The 13,636-nt window shown below is 64.9% G+C and carries 12 protein-coding genes; 3 read left to right on the top strand and 9 right to left on the bottom strand.

Features of this window, described 5'->3' with window-relative positions:
- Window positions 1–879 carry a hypothetical protein gene (locus RLDS_RS45145; protein WP_021227039.1) on the top strand — a complete coding sequence of 293 codons (879 nt, stop codon included), beginning with the start codon at window positions 1–3 and terminating at the stop codon, window positions 877–879.
- Here the strand turns inward: RLDS_RS45145 and RLDS_RS45140 are convergent.
- From RLDS_RS45140 to hrpB, 5 genes are all read right to left on the bottom strand, one after another.
- Window positions 836–2,839, bottom strand: a complete 2,004-nt coding sequence (locus tag RLDS_RS45140) for an ATP-binding protein (protein ID WP_021227038.1) — start codon at window positions 2,837–2,839, stop codon at window positions 836–838. The genes RLDS_RS45145 and RLDS_RS45140 overlap by 44 nt on opposite strands.
- Window positions 2,840–2,950: 111 nt before the next feature.
- On the bottom strand, window positions 2,951–4,213 hold the full coding sequence (spt, locus tag RLDS_RS45135; RefSeq protein ID WP_021227037.1) for a serine palmitoyltransferase: 1,263 nt from the start codon (window positions 4,211–4,213) through the stop codon (window positions 2,951–2,953).
- A 160-nt stretch (window positions 4,214–4,373) separates the two neighbouring features.
- Window positions 4,374–4,619, bottom strand: coding sequence for an acyl carrier protein (locus tag RLDS_RS45130; protein ID WP_021227036.1), 246 nt, complete (start codon window positions 4,617–4,619; stop codon window positions 4,374–4,376).
- Window positions 4,620–4,738: 119 nt separating this feature from the next.
- Window positions 4,739–5,017 carry an ETC complex I subunit gene (locus RLDS_RS45125; protein WP_021227035.1) on the bottom strand — a complete coding sequence of 93 codons (279 nt, stop codon included), beginning with the start codon at window positions 5,015–5,017 and terminating at the stop codon, window positions 4,739–4,741.
- A 55-nt stretch (window positions 5,018–5,072) separates the two neighbouring features.
- Window positions 5,073–7,565 carry an ATP-dependent helicase HrpB gene (hrpB, locus tag RLDS_RS45120; protein ID WP_021227034.1) on the bottom strand — a complete coding sequence of 831 codons (2,493 nt, stop codon included), beginning with the start codon at window positions 7,563–7,565 and terminating at the stop codon, window positions 5,073–5,075.
- A 154-nt stretch (window positions 7,566–7,719) separates the two neighbouring features.
- Between hrpB and RLDS_RS45115 the strand changes: the two genes are divergently transcribed.
- A complete protein-coding gene (locus RLDS_RS45115) occupies window positions 7,720–9,330 on the top strand; it encodes an ATP-binding protein (protein ID WP_031298544.1) in 1,611 nt (536 codons plus the stop codon).
- 9 nt (window positions 9,331–9,339) lie between these two features.
- On the opposite strand, the gene RLDS_RS45110 is transcribed toward RLDS_RS45115, so the two are convergent.
- Window positions 9,340–10,119: a TSUP family transporter gene (locus RLDS_RS45110; protein WP_021227032.1), complete on the bottom strand. Its 780-nt coding sequence runs from the start codon at window positions 10,117–10,119 to the stop codon at window positions 9,340–9,342.
- 134 nt (window positions 10,120–10,253) lie between these two features.
- Complete coding sequence (locus RLDS_RS45105) at window positions 10,254–11,282, bottom strand: polyprenyl synthetase family protein (protein WP_031298543.1); 1,029 nt, start codon at window positions 11,280–11,282, stop codon at window positions 10,254–10,256.
- Window positions 11,283–11,388: 106 nt separating this feature from the next.
- Here RLDS_RS45105 and RLDS_RS45100 point away from each other — a divergent pair, with 106 nt between their 5' ends.
- A complete protein-coding gene (locus RLDS_RS45100) occupies window positions 11,389–11,667 on the top strand; it encodes a chorismate mutase (protein ID WP_021227030.1) in 279 nt (92 codons plus the stop codon).
- Here the strand turns inward: RLDS_RS45100 and RLDS_RS45095 are convergent, their stop codons facing one another.
- Window positions 11,668–12,633, bottom strand: coding sequence for a cupin-like domain-containing protein (locus RLDS_RS45095; RefSeq protein WP_021227029.1), 966 nt, complete (start codon window positions 12,631–12,633; stop codon window positions 11,668–11,670).
- Between the two features lie 60 nt (window positions 12,634–12,693).
- Entirely contained in the window at window positions 12,694–13,599 is a 906-nt protein-coding gene (locus RLDS_RS45090) for a DMT family transporter (RefSeq protein ID WP_021227028.1), read from the bottom strand.
- Window positions 13,600–13,636: the final 37 nt, after the last annotated feature.

Raw genomic sequence — 13,636 nt, 5'->3', positions numbered from 1 at the left:
ATGACCCGCCGCCTTATCGACCTTGTGCGTGACGAATTGCTCCAGCCCGCCGATCCGCGCGCCGCTGCGATGGCGGGCGCACTGGCTGCGCGCTATCCCGACGCGTCTCGCGCCGTCCTCTTTTACGGATCGTGCCTGCGGGAGGCCAATCTCGATGGGCTGATGCTCGATTTCTACCTCATCGTGTCCGACTATCGGGCGGCCTATGGGAAAGGTTGGCTCGCGCATGCAAATTCCCTGGTGCCGCCTAATGTCTTTCCGTTCGAACATCATGGTCTGGTCGCCAAATATGCCGTGCTGTCGGAAGCGGATTTCGCGCGCCTGAACAGTCCCGCCGCCGACAATGTGTCGGTGTGGGCGCGCTTTGCCCAGCCCGCGCGACTGCTCTGGGCATCGGACGATCTGGCGCGGCAGCGCGCCGTCGCGGCGGTGGCACAGGCGGCGCCGACCTTGCTGTCGCTGGCGCAGCCGATCGCGTCAGCCGGGGAAGGCATATTGGGCCTGTGGCGTACCGGTTTTGCCCTGACCTATGGTGCGGAACTGAGGGCCGAGAGGAAGGGGCGATCCCTGTCCATCGTGGACGCCGACCCCGAACGCTATCGGCGCTTTGGCGAAGCCGCGCTTGCCGATGGACTCCCGCCAGTGCCGGCCGATGCGCCTGACCGCTGGAAGCACCTGCAGCGCCGGGGCAAGCGCCTGTCCGTCATTCGCCTGGCCAAGGCGAGCTTCACCTATGCCGGCGGGATCGATTATCTCGCCTGGAAGATCAATCGCCATGCCGGCACGCAGATCATGATCAAGCCCTGGCAACGGCGCTGGCCGATCCTGGGCGCGATCACTCTGCTGCCGCGGCTGTTGCGGGGCGGTGCGATCCGTTGAGCGCGGTGCCAACGGCCTGGGCGAGGGCGGCAAGGGTATAGGGCTTGCGCAGCACGGCATGGCCGCCGAAGTCGGCCTGATCATTGCCGTCGCCGGTGAACCCGGTGACGAACAGAACCGGCAGATGATGGAAGGCCGCCGGCAGGGCGCGGACCATTTCCGGCCCGGTCATGTCCGGCATCAGGACATCGCTCAGGATCAGGCCAATGTCACTATTGTTGCCGAGCAGCCGGGCCGCCTTGGTCGGGTGGTCGCAGGCGATGGGCAGATGGCCCAATTCGCTGAGCGCCGCCATTGTATGCCGCAGAACGCGTGGATCATCCTCCACCACCAGGATGCGCGTGGGCGGATGCTCGACGGGCGCGCGCGCCAGTGCCAGGCTATCGTCCGCCAGAGGCTCCGCCTGCGTGATGCAACGCGGCAGATAGAGGGTCACGGTGCTGCCGCGCCCCGGTTCGGATTGGATGCGAATGTCGCCTTCGCTTTGTCGAACCAGGCCGAAAATCTGGCTGAGGCCAAGGCCCGTGCCTTTGCCCACGGGCTTGGTCGTGAAAAAGGGTTCGAACACGCGCGCCATGATTTCGGGCGTCATCCCACAGCCATCGTCCGTCACGCTCAGGCAGACATAGTCGCCCGCCGCGCATTCGCCGATGTCGCCTTGCGCCAGAGAGACGCGCCTGGTGGCGAGCGTCAGGCGACCGCGCCCTTCCATGGCGTCACGGGCATTGACGCACAGGTTCAGGATCGCATTTTCCATCTGATGCTGATCGACGAAAATCTGCCAGCCCTGCGCTTCATGCTGGAAGGTAACGGTGATCTGATCGCCGATCGTGCGGTCGATGAGGTCCGCCATGCCCGCGATCAGGGCATCAGGGTCCACGGCGCTGGGCAACAGCGGTTCTGACCGGGCGAAAGCCAGCAACCGGCGTGTCAGCGCAGCGGCGCGGTTGGCGCCTTCCGTCGCATTGTCGAGATGGCGTAACGCTTCCTCGGGCTGCGCCTGCATCTTGCGCCGCGCCAGTTCCAGACCGCCCACCACGACCGCCAGCATATTGTTGAAATCATGGGCGATGCCGCCTGTAAGCTGGCCGATGGCGTCCATTTTCTGCATCTGGCGCAGGCTGTCCTCAGCGGCTGCGCGCTCGGTCGCCTCGCGCTTCAGCTGCTCATAGGCGGCGGACAGTTCGGCGGTGCGCGCGCGCACGGCCGCGTCGAGCGCATCGGCCCGATCAGATTCCAGCTCCGCCTGCCTTCGGGCCTTGCGCCGGTCGGTGATGGCGATATGTGCGAACCAGGCGGCGAACAGCACACAGACCAGCAGCACCAGGCCGAACAGCCGCCATGTCTTGCCGATCCATTCGGTCCGATCGCCGGCCAGCGACACGGCAAGGCTGCGTTCGCGCAACCGTGCATTCTCCGCCGCGATCACGCGGTCGAGCAGGCTGGTAATGCGCTGCAAATCCTCGCTCTTGCCCGCTTCGTGAAATTTGGCGAGCGCCGTCATCTTCTGGTCGTAGGTGGTGCGAAGGCCGATCTCGCTCAGCCTTTTGCCCCGGTCCGCAAAGGCGCGCCGCAGCGCTTCGACATTGCCCCTTTGCCAGTCGGCGCCCCGGGTCGCGTAAAACAGCGCGCGAAGCTGACTGTTGGCGCTGCGCCATTGTTCCTGGAACAGGCGGCCGGTGTCGGGTTCAAGGCTGATGACATAGCGGGCCAGCGTCACTTCCGCCCGTGCGATGCGCGCTTCGAACCCACGCGCCAGCGCGATGACCTCGAAACTACGCTGCTGCTCCGCCAGCGCCAGCGCGTGATCGCGCGAGGCCGTCCGGGCGGTATAGAGCAGCGCGCCCAGCGAGCCGACAAGCAGGATGACAAGCAGCCACGGCACGATGCGACGCAGCGCGGCAGGCCAGTCCATGCCGCGCTGATCGGGTTGCCGGGTGTCGAAAATGCCGTCCGCCATGGCTGCCGACCTTAGCCCAACAGAATCGAAGGCGAAATATCCTGCGCTGCATTTCCGGCCGTTAGCGTTTCACCTATTGGCCGGAGGCGCAGCGTCAGGTGCCGGGCCGGGTCAGCCGATCGCGCCCGTCGCCTTGCCCGCGGCATCGAACATGGCGATGATCTGTTCAACCTGATCGTCGCTATGGTCGGCGCACAGCGAGCAGCGCAGCAGGAAAGTGCCGGCGGGCGTTGCCGGCGGACGGGCCATGTTGACGTAGAGGCCCAGCTCCAGCAGCGCTTGCCACATTGCGACGGCCTGAGCCTGATCGGTCAGGATGACCGCGATGATCGCCGATTGCGGCGTCTTGGTCCCCAGCGTGAAGCCCAGATCGGTCAGCCCCTTGTGCAGGCGCTGGCTGTTCTTCCACAGATGCGCGCGCTTTTCGCCCGCATGCATCAGCTTGCGGATGCTGGTCGCGGCGGTGGCGACGACGCTGGGCGGCAGCGACGCGGTAAAGACATAGGGGCGGCAGACGAGGCGCAGCACTTCGAACTTGGGGTGATTGGACACGCAAAAGCCGCCGACGGTGCCGACCGACTTGGAAAAGGTGCCGACGACGAAATCGACGTCCTGCTCGACGCCCTGTTCCTCGTACACGCCGCGACCATTGGGACCGAAAAAGCCCATGCCATGGGCTTCGTCGACCAGGATCATGCAATTGGGATGCTTGCGGATCGCGGCGACCATGTCGGGCAGGGGGGCGATGTCGCCCAGCATCGAATAGACGCCCTCCAGCACCACGAGCTTGAGCGCATCGGCGGGCAGGCGGCCCAGCCGCTTGTCCAGATCCTCGACGCTGTTGTGGCGGAACCGGACGATGTCGGCGTCGCCCAGGAAACAGCCATCATAGATGGACGCATGGCTGTCGGCATCGAGCACGACATAGTCGCCCTTGCCCGCGAGCGTAGAAATGATGCCAAGGTTCGCCTGGTAGCCGGTCGAAAACACCATGGCGCCGCTGGTGCCGTAAAAGTCCTTGAGCGCGTCCTCGACCTGCTTGTGCCCCTGATAGGTGCCGTTCAGCACACGGCTGCCGGTCGTGCCCGCGCCGAATTCATCGAGCGCCTTCTTGCCCGCTGCAACCACATCGGGATCGAAGGTCATGCCCATATAGTTATAGGTGCCAAGCAGGATCGTGTCCTTGCCCTTGATGACCGCTTGCGTCGGGGATTTCACCTCGTCCATCACGATGGCGAAGGGATCGCGCACGCCGGTTGCCAGCAGCGCCTCGCGCTCCGCGATCAGCGCGTCGAATTTGGAAAACAGGTCGCGCGCGGCGGGTGTTTCCACCGGAGTGCGCGCGTCGTTCGCGGTTGCGGCTGCGTCGGTCATATGTCTATCCCTCAACCCGTTCGTGCTGAGTAGGGACTGAGCGCAGTCGAAGGCCCATATCGAAGCATCCCGCTGTGCCCGATCCTTCGATACGCCGTTTCGTCCTTCGACAGGCTCAGGACTTTCAACGACTACTCAGGACGAACGGAGGTTCAAATTTTCAGGCGGCCTTGAGCTTCTGCACCGCGTCGACCAACTGGCCCACGGTTTCGATCTCGGCCTGCATGTTCATGGTGATGATGATGTCAAATTCATCTTCGATCGCCGCGACGAAATCCATCACGGTCAGGCTGTCCCATTCCAGATCGCCGGCAAAGCTGGTTGTCTCGGTCAGCGCGATACCCTTTTTGTTGAAGGGTTCGATCTGCGCGGCGACGCTGTCGAAAATTGCGGTGCGATCCGTCATTATCGTGAAAATCTTTCCGTCAAAACGCGGCTTGTGCCGCCTATGTCCGCCCCTTGGCAAGCGAATAAGGCGTCAATCGGGCAGCATCGCGCCCGATTGTGCAAGCAAAATGCGATGGCTCAGCGGAAATTGTCGGCGTAGGCCTGAATTTTCAGCGTCTTGGGCGGGGTGGGGATGAGCGTATAGGCAATGCCATATTTGTCAGCATAGGCGATGGCGGCGTCCTGCGTGGCGAAGGTCAGCTTGACCTGGCTTTGCGTATCGCCAGACCCTGCCCAGCCGGTCAGCGGATCGGGCGTCTTGGCTTCGGCCTGCGCGAATTCCAGCACCCATTTATGGGTCAGCGCCTTGCCCGACTGCATGGCGTTTTTCTGGATCTGATAAATGCGCGCGCTCATCGCGTGGAAACTCCGTTCAAGACCGTGCTGCGTTGCACCAGCCGCGCGGTTCAAGTCAAGACTTGGCGCGGGCATCGGCCCTTTTGGTGCGCAAAGTCGCACTGGCGGCGGCGGGATCGTCGGGCCAGGGGTGGCGGGGGTAGCGGCCGCGCATTTCCTTGGCCACGTCGCGCCAGTTGCCCGCCCAGAAACTGGGCAGGTCGCGGGTCGTCTGGATCGGTCGTCCGGCAGGCGAGGTGAGCGAGAGGACAAGCGGAATATGCTGGCTGCCGATCGTCGGATGCGTGGCCAGGCCAAAGAGCGCCTGCACCCGCAATTCGACGCGCGGGCCGCCGTCGGCCGCATAGTCGATGGCATGGGTCGAACCGGCAGGAGAGCGAAAGTCGGCGGGAGCAAGACGGTCGAGCTGCTGCTTGCCGTCCCAGCCGATCAGCCCGTCGAGCACGCCGGACAATGAAGACCGGTCTATGTCCGACAGGCGCCGTTTGCCCTGGAGCAGTGGCGGCAACCAGTCATCCAGCGTCGCCAGCAGCGCCTCGTCCGACAGCGCGTTGACGCCGGCAAAGGCGGCGCGCGTCCGCAGGGATATTGCCGCATCGGACCAGGGGAGCAGCGACAGGCCGCCTTGCCGGACGCCATCAGTCAAGGCGGCGGCAACAGCGTCCGGATCGGGCCGATCATCCGACCCCGAAGACAGGCGCACGGAGCCCAGCCGCCGTTCCCGCAGCGCCTCGATACCGCCATTGGCGCTGCGGAAGCGCACGGTGCGATGCTCTTGCAAGCGATGACCAAACAGCGTCAGAATATCGGCTTCCGCGATCGGCGCTGCCGACAGGATGCGTGCGCCCGCGGCGCTGCCCTGCACTTCGCCCACCGCCAGCCATTCCTCACGTGCAAGCGGGGAGAGCGGATCGAGCCGAAAGCCGCGCCCGCCTACACTGGCCCAGTCCGCGCCGTCGGCGGAGCGGCGTCGTGCCACGCGATCGGGGAAGGCGAGGGCGAGACACAGACCGACCTGATGGTCGGATGAGGCGGGAAAGGATGGGCGGTGACCGTCCGAAACACGCGTGTTGGAACCTCTTTCGCCCTCGTCGGCCGGGACGAGCCTGGCCCAGCGGCGCGCCATCGCACGGGCGGCGTCCGCTCGTTTGCCGCTTTCTCGTCGCCAGCGTTGCCGCCGAAGCGTCAGGTCGATGTCCTGCCCGCCAATGCCGCGCTCGCTCAGAAGCACGGCCACATCGGCGGCGATGTCGGCCAGCCCCATGTCGCCCGCGCGCACGAGCATATGCGCGATGCGGGGCGACAGCGGCAATTTCGCCAGCGTCTTGCCATGTGCGGTGATGCGGCCATCGCCATCCAGCGCATCGAGCGTGAAAAGCCGCCGGCGGGCTTCGTCAACCGCCGCAGTCGGCGGCGGATCGAGCCAGCGGAGCGAGGCGGGATCAGTCACGCCCCAGAGCGCGCAATCGAGTATCAGACTGGAGAGGTCGCTTTCCAGGATTTCGGGCGGATCGAATGGCGGCATGCCGGCAGTCGCGGCCGCTTCCCACAGGCGATAGGCGACCCCCGGCCGCTGCCGCGCCGCGCGACCGGCGCGCTGGGTCGCTGACGCCTGGCTGGCCCGTTCGGTGACAAGGCGTGTCACGCCCGCCGCCCGGTCGTAACGCGGGCGGCGGGCCAGGCCGCTGTCCACGACGATGCGGACCCCGTCGATGGTCAGGCTGGTTTCGGCAATCGACGTCGCCAAGATCACCTTGCGATGCCCCTCGCGCGATGGACGGATGGCGAAGCGCTGGGCTGCCGGATCGAGCGAACCATGCAGCTTGTGCACGTCCGCCGGCGCGCCCTCCACCCGCTCGGCCGTGCGCTCGATTTCCGCAACGCCCGGCAGAAAGGCGAGTAGATCGCCTTCTTCCTCCTCCACCAATGCGCGGCGAATGGCGGCGGCCATGTCGTCCTCGATCCGTTTCTCAGGGGTGCGGCCGATATGGCGCAGATCAAGCGGCTGGATGCGGCCTTCACTTTCGACCACCGGCGCGCCGCCCAGCAGGTCGGCGAAGCGCGCGCCGTCCAGCGTTGCCGACATCGGCACGATGCGAAGGTCGGGTCGCAACGCAGCCTGCGCGTCGAGCGCGAGGGCAAGGCCGAAATCAGTATCGAGACTGCGCTCATGCACCTCGTCGAACAAGACAGCGGATATGCCCGTCAGTTCCGGGTCATCTTGGATGCGGCGGACAAATATGCCTTCGGTCAGTACCAGCAGGCGGGTGCGGGCCGACTGCCGGCTGTCCATGCGCGTGGCATAGCCGACCGTGCCGCCCGGCTGCTCGCCCATCATCTCGGCAATGCGTTCTGCCGCTGCCCGCGCCGCCAGCCGGCGCGGCGACAAAAGCAACACCTGGCCCGAGCACCATGTCTCGGCCAACAGGGCCGGCGCGACGGCCGTCGTCTTGCCCGCGCCAGGCGGTGCCACAAGCACCGCGCTGCTGCCCGCCCGCAGGGCGGCGAGCAGGTCGGGCAGCACGGCGTGGATGGGCAGCGTCGTCATCGCTTCAGCCTCTCGCGCCGAAATGGCGTCAGCGCAAGCGGCGCAAAAAATCCGGAGGCCAAGGAAAGAGTTGCGTGCGGGAACGTTGCAGCGGCACGGGTTCAACTGAACGTGCGATCAGTCGGCATATGATAGTGAACAGGTGGTGGAGACGATGCCCAATTTGACGGGGAATGCGGAACGCTATCGCACCCTGTTCGAATCGATGGATGAAGGTTTTTGCATCATCGAATTTCTGGACGGGCCACATGGTCCCTTGAGCGACTATATTCATGTCGAAGCCAACGCCGCCTATGAACGGCATGCCGGCATCGCCAATGTCGTGGGCCAGAAAGTCCGCGACATGGTGCCGGACGAGGCGGATGGCTGGGTGGAGCTTTATGGCGGCGTTCTCCACAGCGGAAAGCCGATCCGGTTTCAGCGGGAACTGGTCGCGACCGGTCATCATCTGGAGGTGCACAGCTATCGCATTGGCCCTTTCGAAAGCCGGCAGGTGGCGGTGCTGTTCAAGGACATTACCGATCGCATCCAGGTGGAACGGGCGCAGCGCGAATTGCAAGAGACGTTGGAAGCGCGCATCGCCGAGGCGCTGGCCGAGCGTGAGGAAGTGGAACTCGCCTTGCGGCAAGCGCAGAAAATGGAGGCGGTGGGTCAATTGACCGGCGGCCTGGCCCATGACTTCAACAATCTGCTGGCCGGCATCACCGGCGCATTCGAGATGATCAGCGTGCGCTTGGCGCAGGGGCGGGTGGGCGACGTCGAAAAATATCTGGCGGCGGGGCAGGGAGCGGCCCGACGCGCGGCCGCACTGACCCATCGGCTGCTTGCCTTCTCGCGGCGGCAGACATTGTCGCCCAAGCCGATTGTCGTGAACCGGATGCTGGGCGACCTGTCCGAACTGGTGCGACGCACGGTCGGCCCGCAGATCGAGGTGCAGACGATTGCCGCCGGCAGCCTGTGGCCCGCAATGGTGGACGTCAATCAGCTCGAAAATGCTTTGCTCAACCTGTGCATCAACGCGCGCGATGCGATGCCCGATGGCGGCAAGATCACGATCGAAACCGCCAATCGTTGGCTGGATGACCGCACCGCGCGGGAGCATAATCTGACCGCCGGCCAATATGTGACGGTCTGCGTCAGCGATACGGGCACCGGCATCGACAAGGCACTGCTGGACAGGGTGTTCGATCCTTTTTTTACCACCAAGCCGATCGGGCAGGGGACGGGCCTTGGCCTGTCCATGGTGTATGGCTTCGCGCGGCAGAGCAATGGCCATGTCCGCATCTATTCCGAAGTCGGGCAGGGCACGATGGTGTGCATCTACTTGCCCCGCCATCTGGGCGATGAAGAGGCAGAGGTCGTCCTGCCGATGGATATGCCGGCGACCGTCGATGCCGGGGAAACGGTACTCATCATCGATGACGAGCCATCGGTGCGGATGCTGGTCAGCGATGCGCTGACGGAGTTGGGCTTTTGCTGTCTGGAGGCGGGCGATGGCTCGGCGGGCCTGCGCGTGCTCGAATCGGAGACGCGGATCGACCTGCTGGTGACGGATGTCGGGTTGCCGGGCGGCCTCAATGGCCGGCAGGTGGCGGACGCGGCGCGGCGATTGCGCGGCGACCTGCGCATCCTGTTCATCACGGGCTATGCCGAAAATGCCGTGCTGAACCACGGCCATATCGAGCCGGGCATGGAAGTGCTGACCAAGCCCTTCGCTGTGGACGACCTTCGCCGGCGCGTCGCTACGCTATTGCAGGCGCAGTGAGGCGCAGGCTCAGCTAAACAGATAGAGATGGATCGGGTTTTTGGGGTCGATCAGCATCTTGGCCGTCAGGGCGAGCGACATCAGGACAAGCAGCGGCTTGATGAGGCGCGATCCGAAGCGCATCGCCAGATGCGATCCGATCTGCCCGCCGACGATGCTGCCGCACGCCATGGCGAGGCCGGCGATCCAAATGACATGGCCGCCCGCCAGCATCGTCAGCAAACCCGCGATATTGCTCGCGAAATTCGCCGCCTTGGTCTGCGCAGTCGCGCGCAATATCGACAGGCCGCCCAGCGCCAGGAAAATGGTCGTGTAGAACGCCCCCGCGCCGGGACCGAAAAAGCCGTCGTAAAAGCCGATCACGCCGATCAGGCCGGACAATCCCGCTATGCCGATGCGGGCGTGGCGGTCGGCATCGCCCAGCTTGGGTGAAAAGGTGAAATAGGCCGCCATCGCGACCAGCAGCGCAGGCATCAGCCCGGCCAATATCGACGGGTCGACCCGTTGCAACAGCCATGCGCCGCCCACCGACCCGATGAATGCGGCGATCACCGGTCCCTTGTAGCTTTTAAGGTCCATATGCCCGCGCCGGGCATAGGCGACGCAGGCGCCGAACGTGCCAAAGCAGCTTTGCAGCTTGTTGGTCGCGACAGCCTGCACCGGTGGGATGCCGGCCGCCATCAGCGCGGGCAGGGTGATGAGCCCGCCACCGCCCGCCATGGCGTCGATACACCCCGCCATCGATGCGGCCGCGACTAGGAAGGCAATCGTTTCGAGGGAGAGGATCATGGCATGTCCGGTTCAGCAAATTGCTCGGAGGGACCAAGCATGTCGCACGGGATTGTCGGGGACGGACAGGCCAAATGGATCGACCAATCCGCGTGAAGGGGGCTGTGGGAGAAACGAACGGCAATGCCGCCCGTTCAATAGGCCCTTGCTATCGCAAATTCCACGGCTTCGGTAAGAGCCGCTTTGGCCCGGCCGGCATCGAACATCCCCAGCGCGTCGATCGCCCGCTGGCCATAATGACGCGCGCGCGCCAGCGTGTCGGCGATGGCGCCCGTCTGGCGCAGCAGGCCGGTGGCGTGAGCGAGATCGGCGTCGCTGACGCGGTGCCCGGCAATCGCCGCCTTCCAGAAAGCGCGATCCTCCTCGCTGCCCCGCGCATAGGCAAGGATGACGGGCAACGTCACCTTGCCGTCGCGGAAATCGTCGCCCGCATCCTTGCCCATCGTCGCTTCGTCCGATTCATAGTCGATCGCATCGTCGATCAGCTGGAAGGCGATGCCAAGGTTACGGCCATAGACGTCCAGCGCCTGCTCCTCGGCCTCGCTACGATCGGCAACGACGGCGGAAATGCGGCAGGCGGCCGCGAACAAGGCTGCGGTCTTGGCGCCGATAATGTCGAGATATTGCTCCTCGCTCGTGTCGATCTTGCGCTGTGCGGTCAACTGGTTGACTTCCCCCTCGGCGATCACGGCCGATGCGCCGGACAGGATTTTCAGCACCTTGAGCGATTCCGCCTCGACCATCAACTCGAAGGAACGGGAGAAGAGAAAGTCGCCGACCAGCACGCTGGCGCTGTTGCCCCAGATGATATTGGCGGTCTTGCGGCCCCGGCGCATGCCAGACCCATCGACGACATCGTCGTGGAGAAGCGTGGCGGTGTGAATGAACTCGACGGCGGCCGCCAGCTTGTAATGGCGCGCACCGGCATAGCCGACCAAGTCCGCACAAGCGAGGGTCAGCATCGGCCGCAGCCTCTTGCCGCCACCGGCGATCAGGTGCCCCGCCAGTTCCGGGATCAACGGGATGCGGGACTGCATCCGATCCAGGATCACGGCATTGACCTGATTCATGCCATCGGCGACCAGGTTCATGATGGGGTCGAGCGACGGCGCGCTGAACGCGCGGCCGATCGGATGGACGTTACCGGGGGCAGGTGCTGTCATGACCGCGATCATGTGGCGGTGCAAAAGCGCAAAGGCAAGCGGGAATAGCTTGCACGCCGGCCCGCAAGCGGCAAAAAGCGCCGCGACCGACAGGAGGAGCCGCCAGATGGACGAGACGTTGAAACGCTATCGCGAAAGCATCGATAATATCGACGCGGCGCTGGTGTTCATGCTCGCCGAACGGTTCAAGGTGACGCAGGCGGTGGGCGAGTATAAGGCGACCCATGACCTGCCGCCGGCCGATCCGGGTCGGGAGGAGCGGCAGATTGCGCGGTTGCGGCAATTGGCGGCCGACGCCAATCTGGACCCCGATTTCACCGAGAAATTCCTGCGCTTCATCATCGACGAGGTGATCCGCCATCACGAACGCCTGCGCGAGGGCTGATTAGCCCGCGGGATAGCTTTCATGGCCTGCATTGGGCCAATGAAACCCTGTATAGGTCAGCATGGTCGAGAAGCTCTCCGATCGCACCTGATGCCACCAGCCGATGGGGATGAAGAGCAGGTCGCCAGGCGTCAGCAGCACCTCATAGCGCAGCACGTCGCGGGCCTGGGGGAAGCGCGCGAGCTGGGCTTCATCGGTAATATCGCGCACATCGCTGAAGACATGGGCGCGGTGCGCGAGCCGGCGTGTCTGCGACGGCGGGATCAATATCAGCCGCTTGGTGCCGGTAATCTGTGCCAGCAGATTATTGGTGAGGTCGAAATGCAGCGGCGTGAACGCGCCGGCTCCTCCGATCCAGAGCATGCCTTCGGGCCTGCGCAGATAGGCGCTCAAATGGCCAAGATCGGCATTTAGGGGCATGAGCGCGGGTGCATTGGTGGCGCTGTTCGACGCGGTGAGATAGGCGTCGTTGCCGCCCGCCTGCGCCAGCTGGATGAAGCGGCGAAAGGGCGCGCGCTTGCGATGACGGTCCTTTTTCACTTCATAATCGGACGCGCGGGATCGGCCGCCCTGATATTCGATTTCCGTGTCCCCAATCATGTCGGCGAGATAGTCCGGTGTCCAGCGGCGAAGCGCCGGCCAATCGGCCATCGCGCCTTTGATCAGCACAGGCCTGCCCGGCGCGTAGAAACTGTGGAGAAACTCCTCGCTCGACAGATTTTCCGCCGTCAGCAGGCCGGAGGCGATCGGCGACAAGGCCCGCTGCGCTTCCTGCACATCACTCAACCATTGGTGCCGGCGCAGCGCCAGACGATGCTCGTCGGTGGGGGATGTAGACGCTGCCGGCTTTGCGGGCGTAGCAGTTGAACGCGGCGCAGGCGCGCGATGGAAGTCGATCTGGCGCAGCGCCATCTGCATCGCCATATCGGCGGCCTGAGCGGGAAGGGACTGCGGAGGTTTGCTCATAGCGTCCCATAATAAGCGATCATGACGGCGATGTTGCAGATCTTGACGCTATGATGACGGTCAGGCTGGTTCAACCAACGCGGCAGGCGTTTTCGGCTTGGCCCGACCGCGTGATCGACCGAGTAGCACGCCGCCCAGCGCCAGCACGAACCCGACTAGCTGCACGGGACCGAGTCTTTCGCCAAATAAGGCCCATGCTTCGATCGCGGCGAGCGGCGGAACGAGGAGGAGGAGCATGGACATGGCGGTTGGCCCCTGATGCCGGACCAGCCAGACCAGCAGGCTGAGGCCTGCGGCGGACAGGCCGAATATGGACCACCCCAGGCCGATCCACAGAACCGGGTCATTATCCCATCGCCATTCACCGACGATTAGCGTTGCCGCCGCCGCCACGATGGCACCGCCCAGATTTTGCGCAGCACCCGACATCAGGATCGGGTCCCCCGCAATCTGGCCGCGCTGGATGAGCGTGCCCCCGGTCATGGCGATGATGGCGAACAGCCCGGCGAGCACGGGAATCACTGGAACGGCGGTTGCGCCGCTGCGCTCGATCGCGGGCATCAGGACGCAGGCCACGCCGACGATGGCAATGAACAGGCCCAGCCAGCTGCGCATCGGCAGGCGATCGCCCAGCAACGCAACGCTCGCCACCGCAACCATCAGCGGCTGGGTGGCTCCCAGAAGCGACATGATCCCGGCCGGCATACCCCGGCTGACCGCCCACCAGCTGACCGTCAGATACAGGCCGTGCAGCATCGCGCCAGCGGCCAGATGCAGGCCCAGCCGCCGGCCGCGCGGCCAGCTTTGCCCGGCAAGGGCGGCCGCTCCGGCGAGCAGGAGCGTCGTCGCGGCAAGCCGAACCGCCAGCACCAGTTCGGGCGCGCCATGGGTTACGACCGCCCGCGCGACGATGAATCCGGTGGACCAGATGAGGACGAACAAAAGCGAAGCAACAAGGCCGATCATCCGTCGCCCTTGGCGCAACCGACCGTTCCTGTCGAGG

The sequence above is a fragment of the Sphingobium lactosutens DS20 genome (assembly GCF_000445105.1).
In the GTDB taxonomy this organism is placed as follows: Bacteria; Pseudomonadota; Alphaproteobacteria; order Sphingomonadales; family Sphingomonadaceae; genus Sphingobium; species Sphingobium lactosutens.
This window is presented reverse-complemented; position numbering and strand designations above follow the sequence as displayed.

Excerpts from the sequence above, each read along its gene's own strand:
- RLDS_RS45140 (WP_021227038.1), bottom strand. The coding sequence starts at position 2,839 with ATGGCGGACGGCATTTTCGACACCCGGCAACCCGATCAGCGCGGCATG.
- RLDS_RS45125 (WP_021227035.1), bottom strand. The coding sequence starts at position 5,017 with ATGAGCGCGCGCATTTATCAGATCCAGAAAAACGCCATGCAGTCGGGC.
- RLDS_RS45100 (WP_021227030.1), top strand. The coding sequence starts at position 11,389 with ATGGACGAGACGTTGAAACGCTATCGCGAAAGCATCGATAATATCGAC.
- RLDS_RS45110 (WP_021227032.1), bottom strand. The coding sequence starts at position 10,119 with ATGATCCTCTCCCTCGAAACGATTGCCTTCCTAGTCGCGGCCGCATCG.
- RLDS_RS45115 (WP_031298544.1), top strand. The coding sequence starts at position 7,720 with ATGCCCAATTTGACGGGGAATGCGGAACGCTATCGCACCCTGTTCGAA.
- RLDS_RS45130 (WP_021227036.1), bottom strand. The coding sequence starts at position 4,619 with ATGACGGATCGCACCGCAATTTTCGACAGCGTCGCCGCGCAGATCGAA.
- RLDS_RS45145 (WP_021227039.1), top strand. The coding sequence starts at position 1 with ATGACCCGCCGCCTTATCGACCTTGTGCGTGACGAATTGCTCCAGCCC.
- hrpB (WP_021227034.1), bottom strand. The coding sequence starts at position 7,565 with ATGACGACGCTGCCCATCCACGCCGTGCTGCCCGACCTGCTCGCCGCC.
- spt (WP_021227037.1), bottom strand. The coding sequence starts at position 4,213 with ATGACCGACGCAGCCGCAACCGCGAACGACGCGCGCACTCCGGTGGAA.
- RLDS_RS45095 (WP_021227029.1), bottom strand. The coding sequence starts at position 12,633 with ATGAGCAAACCTCCGCAGTCCCTTCCCGCTCAGGCCGCCGATATGGCG.
- RLDS_RS45090 (WP_021227028.1), bottom strand. The coding sequence starts at position 13,599 with ATGATCGGCCTTGTTGCTTCGCTTTTGTTCGTCCTCATCTGGTCCACC.
- RLDS_RS45105 (WP_031298543.1), bottom strand. The coding sequence starts at position 11,282 with ATGACAGCACCTGCCCCCGGTAACGTCCATCCGATCGGCCGCGCGTTC.